This is a genomic window from Streptomyces cupreus, assembly GCF_014257025.1.
GTDB classification, from domain to species: domain Bacteria; phylum Actinomycetota; class Actinomycetes; order Streptomycetales; family Streptomycetaceae; genus Streptomyces; species Streptomyces cupreus.
Map to the genome: position 1 here is coordinate 1 of NZ_JACMSF010000054.1, position 17,073 is coordinate 17,073.

General features: G+C 71.6%; 11 protein-coding genes. 7 read left to right on the forward strand and 4 right to left on the reverse strand.

The window, feature by feature from the left end:
* Nucleotides 1-423 precede the first annotated feature (423 nt).
* Nucleotides 424-975 (reverse strand): MarR family winged helix-turn-helix transcriptional regulator, encoded by a 552-nt coding sequence (locus H4N64_RS34515; RefSeq protein WP_186286482.1) that lies wholly within the window; start codon nucleotides 973-975, stop codon nucleotides 424-426.
* 151 nt (nucleotides 976-1,126) lie between these two features.
* Between H4N64_RS34515 and H4N64_RS34520 the strand changes: the two genes are divergently transcribed.
* Nucleotides 1,127-2,392 carry an MFS transporter gene (locus tag H4N64_RS34520; RefSeq protein WP_186286519.1) on the forward strand — a complete coding sequence of 422 codons (1,266 nt, stop codon included), beginning with the start codon at nucleotides 1,127-1,129 and terminating at the stop codon, nucleotides 2,390-2,392.
* An 89-nt stretch (nucleotides 2,393-2,481) separates the two neighbouring features.
* On the opposite strand, the gene H4N64_RS34525 is transcribed toward H4N64_RS34520, so the two are convergent.
* Both H4N64_RS34525 and H4N64_RS34530 read right to left on the reverse strand, forming a co-directional pair.
* The gene (locus H4N64_RS34525; protein ID WP_186286483.1) at nucleotides 2,482-4,128 is read right to left on the reverse strand and encodes a SpoIIE family protein phosphatase; all 1,647 of its coding nucleotides are present in this window, start codon (nucleotides 4,126-4,128) and stop codon (nucleotides 2,482-2,484) included.
* A gap of 214 nt (nucleotides 4,129-4,342) precedes the next feature.
* Nucleotides 4,343-5,722, reverse strand: a complete 1,380-nt coding sequence (locus tag H4N64_RS34530; RefSeq protein ID WP_186286484.1) for an NAD(P)/FAD-dependent oxidoreductase — start codon at nucleotides 5,720-5,722, stop codon at nucleotides 4,343-4,345.
* Nucleotides 5,723-6,107: 385 nt separating this feature from the next.
* On the opposite strand from H4N64_RS34530, the gene H4N64_RS34535 reads away from it, so the two are divergent.
* Together H4N64_RS34535 and H4N64_RS34540 are read left to right on the forward strand one after the other, a co-directional pair.
* A complete protein-coding gene (locus H4N64_RS34535; RefSeq protein WP_186286485.1) occupies nucleotides 6,108-6,905 on the forward strand; it encodes a TetR/AcrR family transcriptional regulator in 798 nt (265 codons plus the stop codon).
* A 292-nt stretch (nucleotides 6,906-7,197) separates the two neighbouring features.
* Nucleotides 7,198-9,132 (forward strand): sigma-70 family RNA polymerase sigma factor, encoded by a 1,935-nt coding sequence (locus H4N64_RS34540; RefSeq protein ID WP_186286486.1) that lies wholly within the window; start codon nucleotides 7,198-7,200, stop codon nucleotides 9,130-9,132.
* 51 nt (nucleotides 9,133-9,183) lie between these two features.
* Here the strand turns inward: H4N64_RS34540 and H4N64_RS34545 are convergent, their stop codons facing one another.
* Nucleotides 9,184-11,283, reverse strand: coding sequence for an asparagine synthase-related protein (locus H4N64_RS34545; protein ID WP_186286487.1), 2,100 nt, complete (start codon nucleotides 11,281-11,283; stop codon nucleotides 9,184-9,186).
* A 692-nt stretch (nucleotides 11,284-11,975) separates the two neighbouring features.
* On the opposite strand from H4N64_RS34545, the gene H4N64_RS34550 reads away from it, so the two are divergent.
* The 4 genes from H4N64_RS34550 to H4N64_RS34565 all read left to right on the forward strand — a co-directional run bounded on the left by H4N64_RS34550 (nucleotide 11,976) and on the right by H4N64_RS34565 (nucleotide 17,031).
* Entirely contained in the window at nucleotides 11,976-13,400 is a 1,425-nt protein-coding gene (locus H4N64_RS34550; RefSeq protein ID WP_186286488.1) for an MFS transporter, read from the forward strand.
* A gap of 75 nt (nucleotides 13,401-13,475) precedes the next feature.
* A complete protein-coding gene (gene lhgO / locus H4N64_RS34555) occupies nucleotides 13,476-14,687 on the forward strand; it encodes an L-2-hydroxyglutarate oxidase (RefSeq protein ID WP_186286520.1) in 1,212 nt (403 codons plus the stop codon).
* A 78-nt stretch (nucleotides 14,688-14,765) separates the two neighbouring features.
* Nucleotides 14,766-15,632 carry a tRNA (guanosine(46)-N7)-methyltransferase TrmB gene (gene trmB / locus H4N64_RS34560; RefSeq protein ID WP_186286489.1) on the forward strand — a complete coding sequence of 289 codons (867 nt, stop codon included), beginning with the start codon at nucleotides 14,766-14,768 and terminating at the stop codon, nucleotides 15,630-15,632.
* A 52-nt stretch (nucleotides 15,633-15,684) separates the two neighbouring features.
* Nucleotides 15,685-17,031, forward strand: coding sequence for a PrsW family glutamic-type intramembrane protease (locus H4N64_RS34565; RefSeq protein WP_186286490.1), 1,347 nt, complete (start codon nucleotides 15,685-15,687; stop codon nucleotides 17,029-17,031).
* Nucleotides 17,032-17,073 lie beyond the last annotated feature (42 nt).

Genomic DNA, 17,073 nt, shown 5'->3' on the forward strand with positions numbered 1-17,073 from the left:
ACGGGCTTTCCTCCGGGCGCTTCCCTTCGTTCTTGCGTTTCCGACTCTATCAGACCTTTTTCCGATCCGATTCCCTGTCGGCGGGATTCGCTTTCCGGCCTCTCGACCTTCCGGCGGTGTTGACTTTATCAGATCCTCTCGGCGTCTGACGCCCAGTCAACCGGGCTTGTCCTCACGGCCGTTGGGCCGTTCCGACGTCTCAAACCTTAGCGGATTCCCCCGGCAGTTCCTAATCGGGCTGCCGAGCCCCATTCGAATTGAATTCGGGCACGCCGAATTCATCCCGGCTGGGAGATCGTGCTGGTGGTTTGAGGTGCCGCTCATGCGGCGGAGGTGTTGTCGAAGAACCGTTACGGCTCGGCGGCAACCCGAAGAACTCTACGGATCTGACAGGGGGGTGTCAAGCGGCCCCTGTCAAGATCTTTAATCGAGGTCGGTCAGCCGGCCGCCGGCGTCCGGCTGGGCATGCTCCACCCTGCGCAGCAGTCGGGTGAGGACCTCGCCGAGGGCCGTGCGCTCCTCCGGGGAGAGGTCCTGGAGCAGGTCCTCCTCGAAGCCCGAGGCGAGCCGCATGGCCTCCATCCACTTCTCCCGGCCCTCCGTCGTGAGTTCCACGATGACGCGGACCCGGTTGGACTCGTCGCGCTCCCGGGTGACCAGCCCCTCGGTGACCATGCGGTCGATCCGGTGGGTCATCGCGGCCGGTGTCAGGCCGAGGCGCTTGGCGAGCTCGCTCGGGCCCATCCGGTACGGGGCGCCGGAGAGGACGAGGGCCTTGAGGACCTCCCACTCGGTGTTGCTGATGCCGAGCGTGGCGGTCTGGCGGCCGTAGGCGACGTTCATGCGGCGGTTCAGCCGGGACAGCGCGGAGACGATCTTCTCGACCCGGGGGTCGAGGTCCCGGAACTCGCGCTGGTAGGCGGCGATCTGCTCTTCGAGTGTCGGCTCGCTGCTGATGCCGGAGTTGTCGCCCATGGGCCGCAGTATCGCACGGCGGTAGTTGGCGTTGAAGTCCTTCCATGTGTACTCTTTAGGATCTAACTTTAGCTTTGAAGTCTTCAGATCTAACCACTTCAGGCCTAACTACTTGAGAGAGGTGAACGTGACCAGGGTGATGGGCGCAGCGATGCGCCGGATCCATGTGGGCAACGCACTCAGCGCGTTCGGGCTCGGCTTCACGGTCCCGTACCTGTACGTCTATGTGGCGCAGGTGCGTGGTCTTGGTGCCGTGACGGCGGGGCTCGTACTCGCCGTGTTCGCCGTGGCCGCGCTGATCGTGCTGCCGTTCGCCGGGCGGGCGATCGTCCGGCGGGGCCCGCTTCCGGTGCTGCTCGCCGCCCTGGTCACCGCCGCGTTCGGTGCGCTGAGCCTCGGCCTCGCGGGAAACGCCACGGCCGTACTGCTGTCGGCGGCGGCGTTGGGTGCCGGTCAGGCCGTGATGCAGCCGGCGCTGGCGACGATGATCGTGGACGTGTCTACGGCGGGGACCCGGTCGCGGGCCTTCGCGATGCAGTTCTTCCTGCAGAACCTCGGTCTCGGCGTCGGCGGTCTCATCGGCGGTCACCTGGTCGACACGACCCGCGTCTCCTCTTTCACCCTTCTGTTCTCGATCGAGGCGGCGATGTTCCTGCTGCTGGTCGTGGTGATGGCGACGGTGCGGATGCCGCATTCGCCGCGGATCGGGGACGCGCCGGCGCGGTCGGCGAAGGGCAGCTGGAAGCAGTTGCTGGGGAACCGGGCGATGGTGCAGCTGTGTGTGCTGGGCTTCGTGCTGTTCTTCGCCTGCTACGGCCAGTTCGAGTCGGGGCTGAGCGCGTACGGCGTGGAAGCTGCCGGGATCTCTACGTCGGCGCTCGGGACGGCTCTGGCCGCCAACACGGCGATGATCGTCGTGGCGCAGTTCGCGGTGCTGAAGTTCGTGGAGCGGCGGCGTCGGTCTCGGGTGATCGCGGCGGTGGGGCTGATCTGGGCCGTGGCGTGGGTCGCGGCTGGGTATGCCGGGCTTGGGCATGGCAGCCAGGAGATGGCGACGGCGGCGTTCGTGTCGACGTACGCGCTGTTCGGGCTGGGTGAGGCGATGTTGTCGCCGACGGTCGCGCCGCTGGTGGCGGATCTGGCGCCCACGGGGATGGCCGGCCAGTACAACTCGGCGTTCGCCCTGGTGAAGCAGTTGGCGCTGGCGGTCGGCCCGGCGGTGGGTGGCCCGATGGGAGCCGCGCTGCACGCGCCGTACATCGTGACGTTCCTGCTGTTCTCGCTGGGCATCACGTACCTGGCGCTGCGCCTGGGCCGCCGGCTGACGCCTGCGCAGGACCAGCCGTCCCTGGCGAAGAGCCGGGTGGTGGCGACGGGCGCCGCGACCCCGACAGACCCTGCCCGGGCACACGCCTGAGCTTCTTCGCCCCCGCCGCCCTTACCGGTCCCATCCCAGGGGGCTCTGCCCCCTGGACCCCCGCTCCTCAAACGCCGGAGAGGCTGCTTCTAGCCTGTGCGCGGCAATGCGAACTCGCACCACACCGCCTTGCCGCCCCCCGGCGTCCGGCGGGAGCCCCACGCTGAGGCGATTGTGGCGACGATGGCGATGCCTCGGCCCGATTCGTCGCCCGGTTCCGCTCGGCGGCGGCGCGGGAGGTGGTCGTCTCCGTCCGTGACCTCGACGATGAGGCGGCGGTCGGTTCGGCGCAGGCGCAGGCGCATGGGTGGGGTGCCGTGCTGGAGGCTGTTGGCCACCAGCTCGCTCGCCGCCAGGACGCCCAGGTCGTGCAGGTCCGTCGGGAACCGCCAACTCGTCAGCACGCCGGAGGCGAACGCACGCGCGCGTGGCGCCGCTTCCACGCCCCCGAGCAGTTCCAGGGCCGCGTTGCGGAAGAGGTCGCCGTCCGGGCCCGTGCGGGCCGGGTGCTGCAGGACCAGGACCGCGACGTCGTCGTCGTGGTCCGCCGTGACCCCCGCCGAGCGGACCAGACGGTCGCAGACGACCTGGGGTGTGCCCTTGGCGCCGGCCAGGGCGCGCTCCAGGGACGCGATGCCCTCGTCCAGGTCCTCGTCCCGGCGTTCGACCAGGCCGTCCGTGTAGAGGACGGCCGTCGAGCCGGGGCTCAGCGGGATCGAGCCGGACGCGTGCATCCAGCCTCCGGTGCCGAGCGGCGGGCCCGTCGGCTCGTCGGCGCGCAGCACCGTGCCGTTCTCGTCGCGGACCAGGATCGGCAGATGGCCGGCGGAGGCGTACACCAGCCGGCCTTCGTTCGGGTCGTGGACGGCGTAGACGCAGGTGGCGATCTGGTTGGCGTCGATCTCGGTGGCGAGGCCGTCCAGCAGTTGCAGTACCTCGTGCGGGGGCAGGTCCAGGCGGGCGTAGGCGCGGACCGCCGTACGGAGTTGGCCCATGACGGCCGCCGCTCGCACGCCTCTGCCCATCACGTCGCCGATCACCAGTGCCGTACGGCCGCCGCCCAGGGTGATGACGTCGTACCAGTCGCCGCCGACCGCGGCCTCCGTGCCGCCGGGCTGGTAGGTCGCCGCGATGCGCAGGTCGTCCGGCTGTTCGAGTTCCTGGGGGAGCAGTGATCGCTGGAGCGTGACCGCGGTCTCGCGCTGGCGGCGTTCGCTGGCGCGCAGGCGCTCGGCGGCCTCGGCGTGGTCGGTGACGTCCGTGGCGAAGATCAGCACTCCTCCGTCGCCCTCGGCGACCGGGGTGCAGGTGAAGGTGTAGGAGCGGCCGTCGGGGGCCTTGCGGGACTTGACCGTGCGGGGCTTGCCGCTGCGCAGGACCTGGTCGAGGAGCGGAAGCAGGCCCAGTTCGTCCAGCTCCGGCAGGGCCTCGCGGGCCGGTTCGCCCAGCGGGCGGACGCCGAAGGCGGTGGCGTAGGTGTCGTTGACGTAGGCGAGGCGGTGGTCGGTGCCGTGGACCAGGGCGACGAGGGCGGGCACGCGGTCCAGCACCTCGCGGACCGGTAGTTCGTCGAGGGCCGGGACGGGCGGGGCCTCGCCGGTGAGCTGTTCGGCTCTGGCCGCGGGGACGGAGCCCGCGCTCTCGCCGCGCCGCTCCGCGGGGACCGCGTGTTCGGTCCGCGCTGCGGCGCGGCGCTGCGTTCCGGGGAGCCGGGCGCTCCAGCGCGTGAAGTTCACGAATCCTTGCCTCGTGTCGTCGTCTTCGGCCAGCCCGGACCCGGCCGGGGGTCTGGGGGGTGGCTCCCCGGGGATGCAGCACTGTGGGGACGGTCTCGTGGGAGTCGTAGGGCGGGCGGCTGCCCGTCCAGGGTCGGGGGTCAGTCTGGCAGTGTGGCGGACCGGGCCGACATCCGTCAGACGCCCGCCGGGTCGGTGGAGTTCCTCGGTCCGGTCAGGACGACCCCTTCGGGTCGTTGTCGCTGTCGACAGGAGGCTTTCCACCGGCCGCGAGTTCGAACTCCGCTCGGGGATGTTCGAGTGAACCGAGGGAGACGATCTCCCTCTTGAAGAGCCCCGACAGGGTCCATTCGGCCAGGACGCGGGCCTTTCGATTGAAGGTGGGCACCCTGCTGAGGTGGTAGACGCGGTGCATGAACCAGGCAGGGTAGCCCTTCAGCTTGCGCCCGTAGACGTGTGCGACGCCTTTGTGCAGCCCCAGGGAGGCCACCGAGCCGACGTACTTGTGCGAGTACGTCTCAAGCGGCTCGCCGCGCAGGGAGTGCGCGATGTTGTCGCCGAGGACCTTGGCCTGGCGCAGCGCGTGCTGGGCGTTGGGGGCGGTCTGTGTGCCGGGTTCCGCGGCGGTCACGTCGGGGACGGCGGCGGCGTCTCCCGCGGCCCACGCGTGCGTGGCGCCGTCGATCGTCAGCTCGGCGGTGCATTTCAGCCGTCCGCGCTCGGTGAGCGGGAGGTCGGTGGCGGCGACTACAGGGTGGGGTTTGACGCCGGCCGTCCACACGACCGTTCGGGTCGGGAAGCGGGCGCCGTCGCTGAGCACCGCTATCCGGTCGGCGCAGGATTCGAGCCGGGTCTTCAGACGTACGTCGATGTTGCGGCGGCGCAGTTCGGTGACGGTGTAGCGGCCCATCTCCTCGCCGACCTCGGGGAGGATGCGGTCCGAGGCCTCGACGAGGATCCACTTCATGTCCTCGGGGCGGATGTTGTGGTAGTAGCGCGCGGCGTAGCGGGCCATGTCCTCCAGCTCGGCGAGCGCTTCGACGCCCGCGTAGCCGCCGCCGACGAAGACGAAGGTCAGGGCCGCGTCGCGGATCGCGGGGTCGCGGGTGGAGGAGGCGATGTCCATCTGCTCGATGACGTGGTTGCGCAGTCCGATGGCCTCTTCGACCGTCTTGAATCCGATGCCGTGGTCGGCGAGTCCGGGCACGGGGAGGGTGCGGGAGACCGAGCCGGGGGCGAGGACGAGTTCGTCGTAGGAGATCTGTTCGGTGCCGGTGCCCTCCTCCTCGGTGGCGAGGGTGGTGAGGGTCGCGGTGCGCTTCGCGTGGTCGATGGAACGGACCTCGCCGATGACGACCCGGCAGCGGTCGAGGACGCGGCGCAGCGGTACGACGACATGGCGGGGGGAGATCGAACCGGCCGCCGCCTCGGGAAGGAACGGTTGATAGGTCATGTAGGGGTCGGGGGAGACGACCGTGACCTCGACTTCTCCGCGCTTGATTTCTGGTTTCAACTTTCGCTGGAGTCGCAGGGCCGTGTACATCCCGACGTAGCCGCCGCCGACAACAAGAATGCGCGCACGTTCCTTCACCATCCCATGACGCACCCAGCGCTTGAGTTTGTCCACAGGCTCGGCAATTTGTGTGCCCGTGAGCCATCGCGCCGCCGGGTTGGCCGAATTGCCGGAGTGCGGGGAAAGTCCGCAGGTCAACGGGTGTGCGCCGGGGGGTCGCAGGGGGTGCAATCGGGACGTATACGACCCGTACGCCGATCGGGGGGCGCTCCGTGCGGAACGTGCCCCTTCTGAATTGACTCCCTCTCAACTATGTTCGTGTGTCGACGGTGTGTAGGGGGATGCGCTCGTCGGGCTCAAGGGTTCGCGACGGGCGGGCTCGGGTCCGGGCATGTTCCTCGACGCTCCGGCTGTCGAATGGCGGGGAGAGTCTCCGGGGGGAGACGTCATTACCGGGGGAACGCTTATGCATGTTCAGGACTCTCATTGGTCGTCCACGTCCGCCATCGCACCCGGTGGCGGAGCGATGGGCGGGGCGATGGGTGGAGCCATGAGCGCGGCGGGGAACGGACGCGAGAGTGCGCGGACGACACCGCTGCGGGTGGACGCACAGCGCAATCTGGAGCACGTGCTGCGCGCGGCGCGCGAGGTCTTCGGCGAGCTGGGTTACGGCGCGCCGATGGAGGATGTGGCGCGGCGTGCGCGGGTCGGTGTCGGGACGGTGTACCGGCGCTTCCCGAGCAAGGACGTCCTGGTGCGCCGGATAGCCGAGGAGGAGACCTCCCGGCTGACCGAGCAGGCCCGGTCGGCGCTCGGGCAGGAGGACGAGCCGTGGTCGGCGCTCTCGCGCTTCCTGCGGACGTCGGTGGCGTCGGGTGCCGGGCGGCTGCTGCCGCCGCAGGTGCTGCGCGTCGGGGTCGCGGAGGAGCACGCGGACGGCGTGGGGTTCGACGAGGCGCGGGTGCCGCAGCAGCGGATCCAGCCGGGCTCGGGCGAGCTGCGGCTGGTGCCGGGAGAGACTCCGGCGGGTCCGGCCGTGCCCGCGGAGGACGATGCCGGGGCTTCGGCGCTGCTGGAGGTCGTGGGGCAGCTCGTCGAGCGGGCGCGTGCGGCGGGTGAGCTGCGGGCCGATGTGTCGGTGGCGGACGTCCTGCTGGTGATCGCGACGGCGGCGCCCTCGCTGCCGGACGCGGCGCAGCAGGCGGCGGCCTCGGCACGGCTGCTGGACATCCTGCTGGAGGGGCTTCGTTCGCGGCCGTCCTGACGGGGCGGGGTGACGTTGACTCGAAAAGGTGACGAGGGGGCGTGGGCGCCGCGCGCGCTCCCGCCTCGGGAACACTCGGGGAACATTTCGGGAATTCCGGTCGTAAGGCTCAACTGCCGTACCCGGGAGCGTCATTTGAACCTTTCCCGTATGGGTGAAAGCCGGTACTGCGACGCATGAAGTGCCCACGGATGAGCGGATGACCCCTGCCGTCGGCTGCTGACCAAAATTCGATATGGCACTCTGACCCGGTGTTCGGGACTGGTTGGGCTGGCGGCGGGGGCTTTCCGCGATGAGCGTTGACGGGCGGGACGAGTCACACGGTGACGGTGACGCGGAGGGCCGCGGCCCGGCCTCGCCTCACGTACCGAGTCAGGGCGGGCGGGCGGACCTGCCGCTGAGCGGCGAACCCGCGGTGGCCCCGATCCCGGCGCAGGGGGGCGAGCCCGTGGAGGGCAGCGTCCCCGCGCAGCGGGACTGGCGTAAGGGCAGCGTCCTGCCGCCGCCCAGGGATCTGCCGCCGTCGGACGCCGATCTGATCGGGCGGATGCGCTCGGGCGACGACTCGGCCTACGAGGAGCTCTACCGCCGCCACGCCGACGCGGTGCGCCGGTACGCCCGCACCTGCTGCCGCGACGGCCACACCGCGGACGACCTGACCGCCGAGGTCTTCGCCCGCATGCTCCAGGCGGTCCGCGGCGGTTCGGGCCCCGAGCACGCCGTACGCGCGTATCTGCTCACCTCGGTCCGGCGCGTCGCGGCCACCTGGACGAAGTCCGCGAAGCGGGAGCAACTGGTCGACGACTTCGCGGTGTTCGCCTCCCAGGCCGAGCGGGTGTCCGAGGTGTCCGACGGCGACTCTCTCGACCTGGGCGCGGATGTGCGCGCGATGCACGAGGCCGAGCAGTCGATGGCCATGCGGGCCTTCCGGTCGCTGCCGGAGCGCTGGCAGGCCGTGCTGTGGCACACCGAGGTCGAGGACGAGTCGCCGAGCAAGGTCGCCACGCTGTTCGGGCTCGACGCCAACGGCACGCGCGTGCTCGCGAGCCGCGCCCGCGAGGGCCTCAAGCAGGCCTACCTCCAGGCCCATGTCAGCGCCACCCTCGTCAGCGACGAGGAGTGCGCCCGCTACGCAGACCGGCTCGGCGCCTACGCCCGCGGTGGTCTGCGCACCCGTGCCGAACTGGGCCTGCGCAAGCATCTGGAGGAGTGCGCCAAGTGCCGGCTGGCCGCGGGCCAGATCAAGGAAGTCGCCAGCGGTATCCCGGCTGTCGTGCCGGTCGCCGTCATCGGTTGGTTCGGCGCCGCCGGGTACGCCAAGGTGGCCGCCCTCATTGCGGGCGGCACCGGAGCGGGCGCCGCGGGCGCGGCCGCCTCGGCGATCGGCTCCTCCTCGGGTGGGGCGGGCGCCGGTGGCGGCGCCGCGGCCTCCGGGGGGCTCGGCGCGCCGGTGAAGGCCGGTATCGCCGCCGGTGTGGTCGCCGTGGCCGCCGCCGCGGTGGCCCTCGCGCTGGCCGGCAATGACGATCCGGCGCCGAAGCCGGACGCCAAGCCGCCGGTGTCCTCCCCCGCGCCCGTCGTGGAGGAGTCCCCGAAGCCCAAGCTCCCGAAGAAGCCGGAGCCGGCCCCACCCGTCTTCGCCGCCGAGCCGGCACCGACGCCCACGCCCGCCCCCACACCCAGCCCGACCCCCACCCCGAAGCCGAAGCCGACGCCGAAGCCCACTCCGACGCCGACCCCGCCCCCCACGCCGACGCCCACCCCGACTCCGACTCCGACTCCTCCGACCGCGCCTGCCGAGTACCAGTGGAGCGAGCTGTCGTACGACGTCAACGGCGACGGCACCGAACCCGAAATGCGGCTCGGCGAGAGCAGCTGGGTGTGGCAGCGCTACGGCGTGTCGATCGACGGCACGCGGTACGCCCACGGGGTGACGGTGCACGGCGAGTCCTCCGTCACCATCGACCTCAACCGGGAGTGCACCACCTACCAGGCCCTGGTCGGCGTCGACGACATGAACCTGAAGCTCGGCAAGTTCTACTTCTCCGTCCACGCCGACGGGGTACGGCTGTGGCGGTCCGGGATGATCAAGGGCGGTGACCCGGCGGTCCCCGTCTCGGTCAACATCGCCGGGCGCGAGACCGTACGGCTGGTGGTGGAGCCGCACAGCCACTTCGACAGCGTGCTCCTCGCGGACTGGGCCGAGGCGAAGTTCACCTGCTCCTAGGGCGCGGGCTCGGCGGGGTGGGCGTCTCGTCGCTCAGGATCTCCGGGGCGCTTACGCACGCCGCGCCCCTGCCCCCGCCCCCAACGCCCCCCGCTGGGGCGTGATCCCCGCAGGTACCGCACGCGCGCGTGCCGGGGTTCCGGTCCAGCAGGTGCCCCTGCGGGCCAGCAGTCGGGTGAGCCAGAGTTCCAGGGAGACGAGGTCTGCCAGGCCGTCCAGCGGGAGGGGCTCGCCCTCGGCCGCCGCTCGCAGGGCCTTGCGGACCACACGTGCCTCCACCAGGCCGGCCTGGGCCAGCAGGGGTGTGCCGAACAGGGCCATCAGGTCGTTCGCCGCCACCCTGAGCCCCGTGCGGGCCGCCACCGCCGCCGGGGCGTGGGACGGGGCGCCCCAGCCCGCCGGGAGGTCGGCGACGCCCGCGCCTTCCAGGACCGTACGCAGGATCGCGGCGCGCGCGCCGGGCTGGACGCGCAGGGCCTCGGGGAGTACGCGGCAGGCGCGGACGACCTGGTTGTCGAGGAACGGCGCGTGCAGGCGCTGGAAGCGGATCTCGGCGGCCTGCTCCAGGACGCGGAGGTCCGCCGCATGACGGGCGAGCGCGGCACGCGCGCGGTAGTCGCCGGGGCGCTGTCCGGGGCCGACTCCGGAGCGGTGCGTCGCCCCTTGCAGACGAACCGATACTTCAGCCAGTGCCTCACCCGTCAGCCAGCGCGCCGCCGGGCCCGGTCTGGCCCAGGTGAGCGCCGCCAGTGACGCCCCTACGGCACCTCCGGGTTCGTCGAACCGCCGGTGGAGCAGGCGCTCGGCCAGCGCCTCCAGGCCCGTGGCATACGGCGTGCGCGCCAGCTTGCGCGCCGCGCCGTACACGCGCGCGGGGACCATCACCGAGCCGTCCGCCTTGGCGAGCGCGGCGACGGGGCGGACGAGATGCCGGCGCTTGCGGTCCATCAACAGGTCGGTCAGCCGGGCCGGGTGGGCGTCCAGCACCTGGCGGGCGCCGTAGCCCGTGAAGTGGTCCGCGCTGCCCGCCGCGAGCCGCGCCCGGTGCCGGGCCGCCGTCACCAGGGAGGGCCCGGGTTCGTCGGTGAGCGGGCCGTCGAGATCGGCGTACGGCAGTGTCTCCTCGCCGCCCGCCACCACCACGTGGTGCAGGCGCGGGTTGGCCGCGAGGGTGCCCGCCCGTTCCAGCTCGGACTCCCGGCCGCCGACGGCGAGGTCGTTGAAGGTGACGGCCAGCAGCCGCTCCCCCGCGCCCGTGCCGTGGCCCAGCACCGTGCCCGGCATGCCGGGCAGGCCCGCGGCGAGCAGGGCGAGGGTGCCGGAGGCCGGGCCGCCGGAGAGGTCCGCGCCGATGCCGGGAACGGGCATCCCGCGCGCGGCGCGGCGTTCGGCGGGCCCCATGCCCGGGACGGGGCCGGGGTCGATGTCGGCGCCGGGCACATGCCGGGGTGCGGACAGCCGGGCCCGTACCGCGTCCACCAGCGCGTCGCGCACGGCGTCCACCGCGCTGTCCGGGTCGGCCGGGGGTGCCGCCACCGCCAGGGAGGCGACCGGCTCGTAGCCGGCGATCTCCCGTGCCCCTGCGCGAAGGATCAGCGCGTGCCCCGGCGGGATGCGCCGTACGCCGTCATAAGGGGTGGAGTCGTCCAGGGCCGCGGGGACGTCCGGGGCGGCGAGCAGGGCGGCCAGATGCCCGAAGTCGAGGTTGGCCTCGATGAGGTCGGCGAGGGGCAGCGCGGCGGTCGCGTACGCCGTACCGCCGGCCCAGGGGGTGTAGAACACCGGCCGGGCGCCCGCCAGATCGCCGCACACCATGACGCGGCGGCCGACCTGGACGACGGCCGTGTAGCTGCCGGGCCAGGCCGTCAGATGCCGAAGTGCCCCGCCCCGCGCGGCGAACAGACCGACCCGCAGCTGCTCGTCGCTCGCCCCGCAGATGCCGAGGACGGCGATCCGGTTCTGGGCGTCGGCCTGCACCACGCGCACCTCGTCGGGGCGCCAGTCGCCGACCGCCCACAGCGGATCGGGGTCGCCCCACAGGAGTTGGGACCCGACCGGGTGCAAGGTCTCGCCGTCGGGCCCGGTGGCCCCCGCGGAACCGATCACGGCGGCTCCCGCGGCGGTGCTGCTCCATCCCACCAACCACCGCATCGACGCCTCCACAGGCTGTGGACAACAGTGCACCGTACGAACCGGTTCACCATGCTGCCATGAAGGACGCGCGCCGGAGACGCCGTGACACCGCTTGAGATCCGCGAAATGCGCCCCCGCGGGCGCCCCCATAGGGCATCAATACCCGTGCAGGCCAAGGAGACCACTCCGCCACGGCGACGCGAATGCGCCCCCGGTTCACTCCCCAAGAACGCCTTTCGCGCCCTCAACTTCCATGGTGGGAGCGGTAATCACCCGCGAGAGGCAGGGTCGATTTTCAGCCAAATCGGCGTGTCGACGGCAGGTTCGACCACGCTCCGTACAGGCCCTGCGCACTACTTTGCGTGTGCGCAGTCCGGGAGGCGGGACTCGCCCCCCGGACCGTTCCGCCGCCCGCGGGGATGGAGGCGGCGGTGTCCCCCAGCCCACTGGATCCAGTACAGCGGGCCGACCCACGCACGATCCATGGAATCGCTCCCCCGATGGCCGGAGAAGAGCGCACGGACGGGCGCACGGCCACACGTCGGGAGCACACCGCAACCGTCCGTACCTGAACCGCACTTCAGTACGGACCACAATCCCGCCATCCGGAAGAATGCCCCTTAACGCTTGGGATGCGGCGAACTACGCTGGGTTTACGAATGCCGCGTGGTTATGCCAGCGCGGCAGCCGTCTGTGTCGAGGGGTGGCGCATGTCCAGGGAGCAACGCGGGCCGAACGAAAAGCTCGGCGCCGTTCTCGCCCTCGCGGGAATCAGCAACGCAGGACTCGCGCGCCGCGTCAACGACCTTGGCGCTCAACGCGGGTTGACACTTCGCTACGACAAGACGTCGGTGGCGCGCTGGGTGTCGAAGGGGATGGTGCCGCAGGGTGCGGCGCCGCACCTCATAGCCGCCGCCATCGGCCAGAAGCTCGGCCGCCCGGTGCCGCTCCACGAGATCGGCCTGGCGGACGCGGATCCCGCGCCCGAAGTGGGCCTCGCCTTCCCCCGGGACGTCGGACAGGCGGTCAGGTCGGCGACGGAGCTCTACCGTCTCGACCTCGCCGGGCGGCGCGCCGGCTCCGGCGGCATCTGGCAGTCGCTGGCCGGATCGTTCGCCGTGAGCGCATACGCAACGCCCGCCTCACGATGGCTGATAACCCCGGCCGACAGCTCGGTCGCGCGCGAGGTGAACCCCGCCGAGGGCTCCGGCGCACCGGTCAAAGTCGGCCACAGCGATGTGCAGAAACTGCGGGAGGCCGCCGAGGACGCCAGGCGCTGGGACTCCAAGTACGGAGGCGGCGACTGGCGTTCGTCCATGGTGCCCGAGTGCTTACGGGTGGAGGCGGCACCGCTGCTGCTCGGCTCGTACTCCGACGAGGTGGGCCGGGCGCTGTTCGGGGCGAGCGCCGAACTGACCCGCCTTGCGGGGTGGATGGCCTTCGACACGGGCCAGCAGGAGGCCGCGCAGCGGTACTACATCCAGGCGCTCAGGCTGGCGCGCGCGGCTGCTGACGTCCCCCTCGGCGGGTATGTGCTGGCGTCGATGTCCCTTCAGGCGACGTATCGCGGCTTCGGCGACGAGGGCGTCGACCTCGCGCAGGCCGCGCTGGAACGCAACCGTGGCCTCGCCACGGCCCGCACCATGAGCTTCTTCCGGCTCGTCGAGGCGCGCGCGCATGCGCGCGCGGGTGACGCGCAGGCGGCGGGCGCCGCGCTCAAGGCGGCGGAGGGCTGGCTGGAGCGCTCCCGGGAGGGTGACCACGATCCGTCCTGGCTCGGCTTCTACTCCTACGACCGGTTCTGCGCGGACGCCGCCGAGTGCTACCGCGATCTGAAGGCACCGCGTCAGGTGCGACGGTTCACGGAGCAGGCGCTGTCGAAGCCGACGGAGGAGTTCGTGCGCTCGCACGGGCTGCGGCTGGTGGTCTCCGCGGTCGCCGAGCTGGAGTCGGGCAATCTCGATGCGGCATGCGAGCAGGGCGTGCGGGCGGTGGAGGTCGCGGGACGGATCTCCTCGGCGCGTACCACCGAGTATGTGAAGGATCTTCTGCATCGTCTTGAGCCGTACGGGGACGAGCCGCGCGTGGTCGAGCTGCGGGAGAGGGCGCGTCCTTTGCTGATGACTCCGGCGTAGGTTCCTTCGCCTCCCCCTCCGTGGTTTGAAGGCATTGTCAGTGGCGCAGTGCACTATCGGAGGCGGGAGGTGGTGCTGGTGCGGTCGGTCGCTTACGACTGTGATGTGCTCGTGGTCGGCGGAGGGATCGTCGGGCTGTCCACGGCGTATGCGATCACTCGGGCCGCGCCGGGCACACGCATCACCGTGCTGGAGAAGGAGGCCGGGCCCGCCCGTCATCAGACCGGGCGGAACAGCGGGGTGATCCACAGCGGGATCTACTACCGGCCCGGATCGCTGAAGGCGCGGTATGCGGTGCGTGGCGCCGCCGAGATGGTCAAGTTTTGCGCCGAGTACGACATCGATCATGCCGTCACCGGGAAGCTGATCGTCGCCACCGAGCGGTCGGAGCTGCCCCGGCTGCACGCGCTGGTGCAGCGGGGGCGGGAGAACGGCATTCCGGTGCGGGAGCTGGGGGCCGCGCAGATCGCCGAGTACGAGCCGGAGGTGCGGGGGCTCGCGGCGATACATGTGGGGACCACGGGGATCTGTGACTTCGTCGGTGTCGCTCGACGGCTGGCCGAGGCCTCGGGGGCGGAGATCCGGTACGGCGCTCAGGTCGTCCGGGTGGATCGGCGGCCGTCACTCGGGGTTGCCGTGCAGACGGGCGGCGGGGATGTGGTGCGGGCTCGGGTGCTGGTGAACTGTGCCGGGCTGTACTGCGACAAGGTCGCTCGGCTCACCGGGGACGAGCCGGGGATGCGGATTGTGCCGTTCCGGGGGGAGTACTACTCGCTGGCGCGGCCCGAGCTGGTGCGGGGGCTGGTGTATCCGGTGCCGGATCCGGCGTTTCCGTTTCTCGGGGTGCATCTGACGCGTGGGGTCGACGGCGGTGTGCATGTCGGGCCCAATGCGGTGCCGGCGCTGGCCCGGGAGGGGTATGGGTGGGGGGTCGTACGGCCTCTTGAGATCGCCTCGACGCTGGGGTGGCCGGGGGCGTGGGCGATAGCTCGGCGGCATTGGCGGTACGGAGCGGGGGAGCTGCGGCGGTCCGTGTCCAAGGGGGCGTTCGCGGCGGCTGTGCGGCGGTTGTTGCCTGCGGTTGCCGATGAGGATCTGGTGCCTGCGGCGGCGGGGGTGCGGGCGCAGGCGGTTCTTCGGGACGGGACGTTGGTGGACGACTTCCTGATCAAGGAGGGGGCGCGGGCGGTGCATGTGCTGAACGCGCCTTCCCCGGCGGCCACGGCGTCGTTGCCGATCGGTCGGGAGGTGGCTCGGCGGGCGTTGGCTGTGCTCGGGTCTGTGTGACGGGGTGACGGCTGCGCCTCGTCCGCGCACGCCGGACGGGCTGAGAGCCGTTCCACCTCCCGTAAAATCGAACCCACTGTGTCTGACTCCCTCCACACCCCCGAAGCCCCCCACCCCGCCCCCGGCCACGAGCCCGGTGTGTCTGTTCGGCATACCCGGGATAAGGGGGAGCCGCGGTTCCCGGATGGGCCCAAGGCCGATCCCGCCGGGTCTCACTTCGAGCGGCGGATTCGGAGTTTTCAGCCTCGGCGGAGTCGGGTGACCGCCGGGCAGGCCGATGCGTTGCAGCGGTTGTGGCCCACGTGGGGGCTGGACATCGATGGCCAGCGGGTCATTGATCTCGGGGAGCTGTTCGGGAACGACCATCGCGTCGTCCTGGAGATCGGGTTCGGGATGGGGGAGGCCACCGCGCAGATGGCCGCCGCCGACCCGGCGACCAATGTGCTCGCCGTCGATGTGCACACGCCCGGCCAGGGCAATCTGCTCAACCTCGCCGAACACCACGGCCTGACCAACATCCGGGTCGGCAACGGCGACGCCATCATCCTGCTCCGCGAGATGCTCGCCCCGGACTCCCTCGACGGGCTCCGTGTCTTCTTCCCGGACCCCTGGCCGAAGAAGCGGCACCACAAGCGGCGGCTGATCCAGCCGGAGTTCCTCAGCCTCGCCGCGACCCGGCTGAGGCCCGGTGCGATCCTGCACTGCGCGACCGATTGGGAGCCGTACGCCGAACAGATGCTCGACGTGCTGACGGCGCACCCGGACTTCGAGAACACACAGGCCGACGGCGGTTTTGCGCCGCGTCCCGAGTTCCGGCCGCTGACCCGTTTCGAGGGCCAGGGACTGGACAAGGGACATGTCGTGAACGACCTGCTCTTCCGTCGCGTACAGCAGCCTGTGCGGCAGCACGCACCGCACCGAGACATACCCCCCACCGGCGCCTGAGCCCACCGCGCTGTTCTGCGGGCTGCGCCCCTCCCTCGTTAGGGTCAATGCCGTGGCCACCTGTCCCCCGTACCCGACGCACCCCATCGGTCCCACCGGCGGCGCACTGCGGCACGCGCACTGGTGGCAGCGGAAGTGGGTGCGTTACGGCGCGCTGATCACCCTTCTCGCGCTCTCCGGCCTCGTCATCCTCGCCCTGGTCCGCGAACAGACCGGCACCCAGGGCTTCCTGGTCGGGCTCGGCCTCGCCGTCCTGCCCGTGCCGCTGCTCATAGCCGCCTTCCGCTGGCTGGACCGGGTCGAGCCGGGCCCCTGGCGGAATCTGCTGTTCGCCTTCGCCTGGGGCGCCTGCGCGGCGGCGCTGATAGCCATCGTCGCCAACAGCTTCGCGACCAGATGGATAGCGACGGCCACCGCGGACCCGTCCAGCGCGGACACCCTCGGGGCGACCGTCATAGCGCCGATCGTGGAGGAGTCGGCGAAAGCGGCCGCCGTACTGCTCGTCTTCCTCTTCCGGCGCCGGGACTTCACCGGGCTCGTCGACGGGGTGGTGATAGCCGGGGTCACCGCCACCGGCTTCGCGTTCACCGAGAACATCCTCTACCTCGGTACCGCCTTCGGCACCGACCAGCTCACCGGCGACCGCGGCATCGCCTCCGTGACGGCCGCGACCTTCTTCGTGCGCGTCATCATGTCGCCCTTCGCGCACCCCCTGTTCACCGTCCTCACCGGCATCGGCTTCGGCGTCGCCGCACTCTCGGGCGAGCGCCAGCGCTGGCGGCGCGTCCTGCTGCCGCTGTCCGGGCTGCTGCTCGCGATGGGCATGCACGCGATGTGGAACGGCTCCTCGACCTTCGGCCCGTACGGCTTCTTCGCCGTCTACGCGGCGATCATGGTGCCCGCGTTCGGGCTGCTGACCTGGCTGCTGATCTGGACGCGGCAGCGCGAACTGCGCACCGTGCGGGAGGAGCTGCCCGCCTACGCCGTCGCCGGCTGGCTCACCCCGGGCGAGCCCTTCGCGCTCGGCTCGATGCGGGCCCGGCGCCTGGCCCGGCAGTACGCCCGCCGCCATGCCGGGAAGCAGGCGGCGCGGGAGGTGGCGCAGTACGAGGCGTATGCGACCTCGCTCGCGTTCCTGCGGCACCGAGGGCGCCGCGGCCGCGCGGGCGCCGACTTCGTCGTACGAGAGGCGGAGTTGCTGCGGGAACTGTGGCGGCGCCGGGAGGTCGCACGGCCCGCCCTCGACCACGCGGCCCGCGCCACGGCCCCGCCGGTGCCGGTGGTGGCGGCGCCGTGGCCGGTGTACGGGGCGTACGGCCACCCGCCGCAGCCGACGTACCAGCCCTACCCGGCGTATCCGGCGGGGCCGTACCCGGCGTACAACCCCTACCGTTCGTAGACACCAGAAACCGGCAGCCCTGACGTCGGGGGGTCGTCGTCA

Excerpts from the sequence above, each read along its gene's own strand:
- H4N64_RS34515 (WP_186286482.1), bottom strand. The coding sequence starts at position 975 with ATGGGCGACAACTCCGGCATCAGCAGCGAGCCGACACTCGAAGAGCAG.
- H4N64_RS34520 (WP_186286519.1), top strand. The coding sequence starts at position 1,127 with ATGCGCCGGATCCATGTGGGCAACGCACTCAGCGCGTTCGGGCTCGGC.
- H4N64_RS34530 (WP_186286484.1), bottom strand. The coding sequence starts at position 5,722 with ATGGTGAAGGAACGTGCGCGCATTCTTGTTGTCGGCGGCGGCTACGTC.
- H4N64_RS34535 (WP_186286485.1), top strand. The coding sequence starts at position 6,108 with ATGCATGTTCAGGACTCTCATTGGTCGTCCACGTCCGCCATCGCACCC.
- H4N64_RS34540 (WP_186286486.1), top strand. The coding sequence starts at position 7,198 with ATGAGCGTTGACGGGCGGGACGAGTCACACGGTGACGGTGACGCGGAG.
- H4N64_RS34545 (WP_186286487.1), bottom strand. The coding sequence starts at position 11,283 with ATGCGGTGGTTGGTGGGATGGAGCAGCACCGCCGCGGGAGCCGCCGTG.
- H4N64_RS34550 (WP_186286488.1), top strand. The coding sequence starts at position 11,976 with ATGTCCAGGGAGCAACGCGGGCCGAACGAAAAGCTCGGCGCCGTTCTC.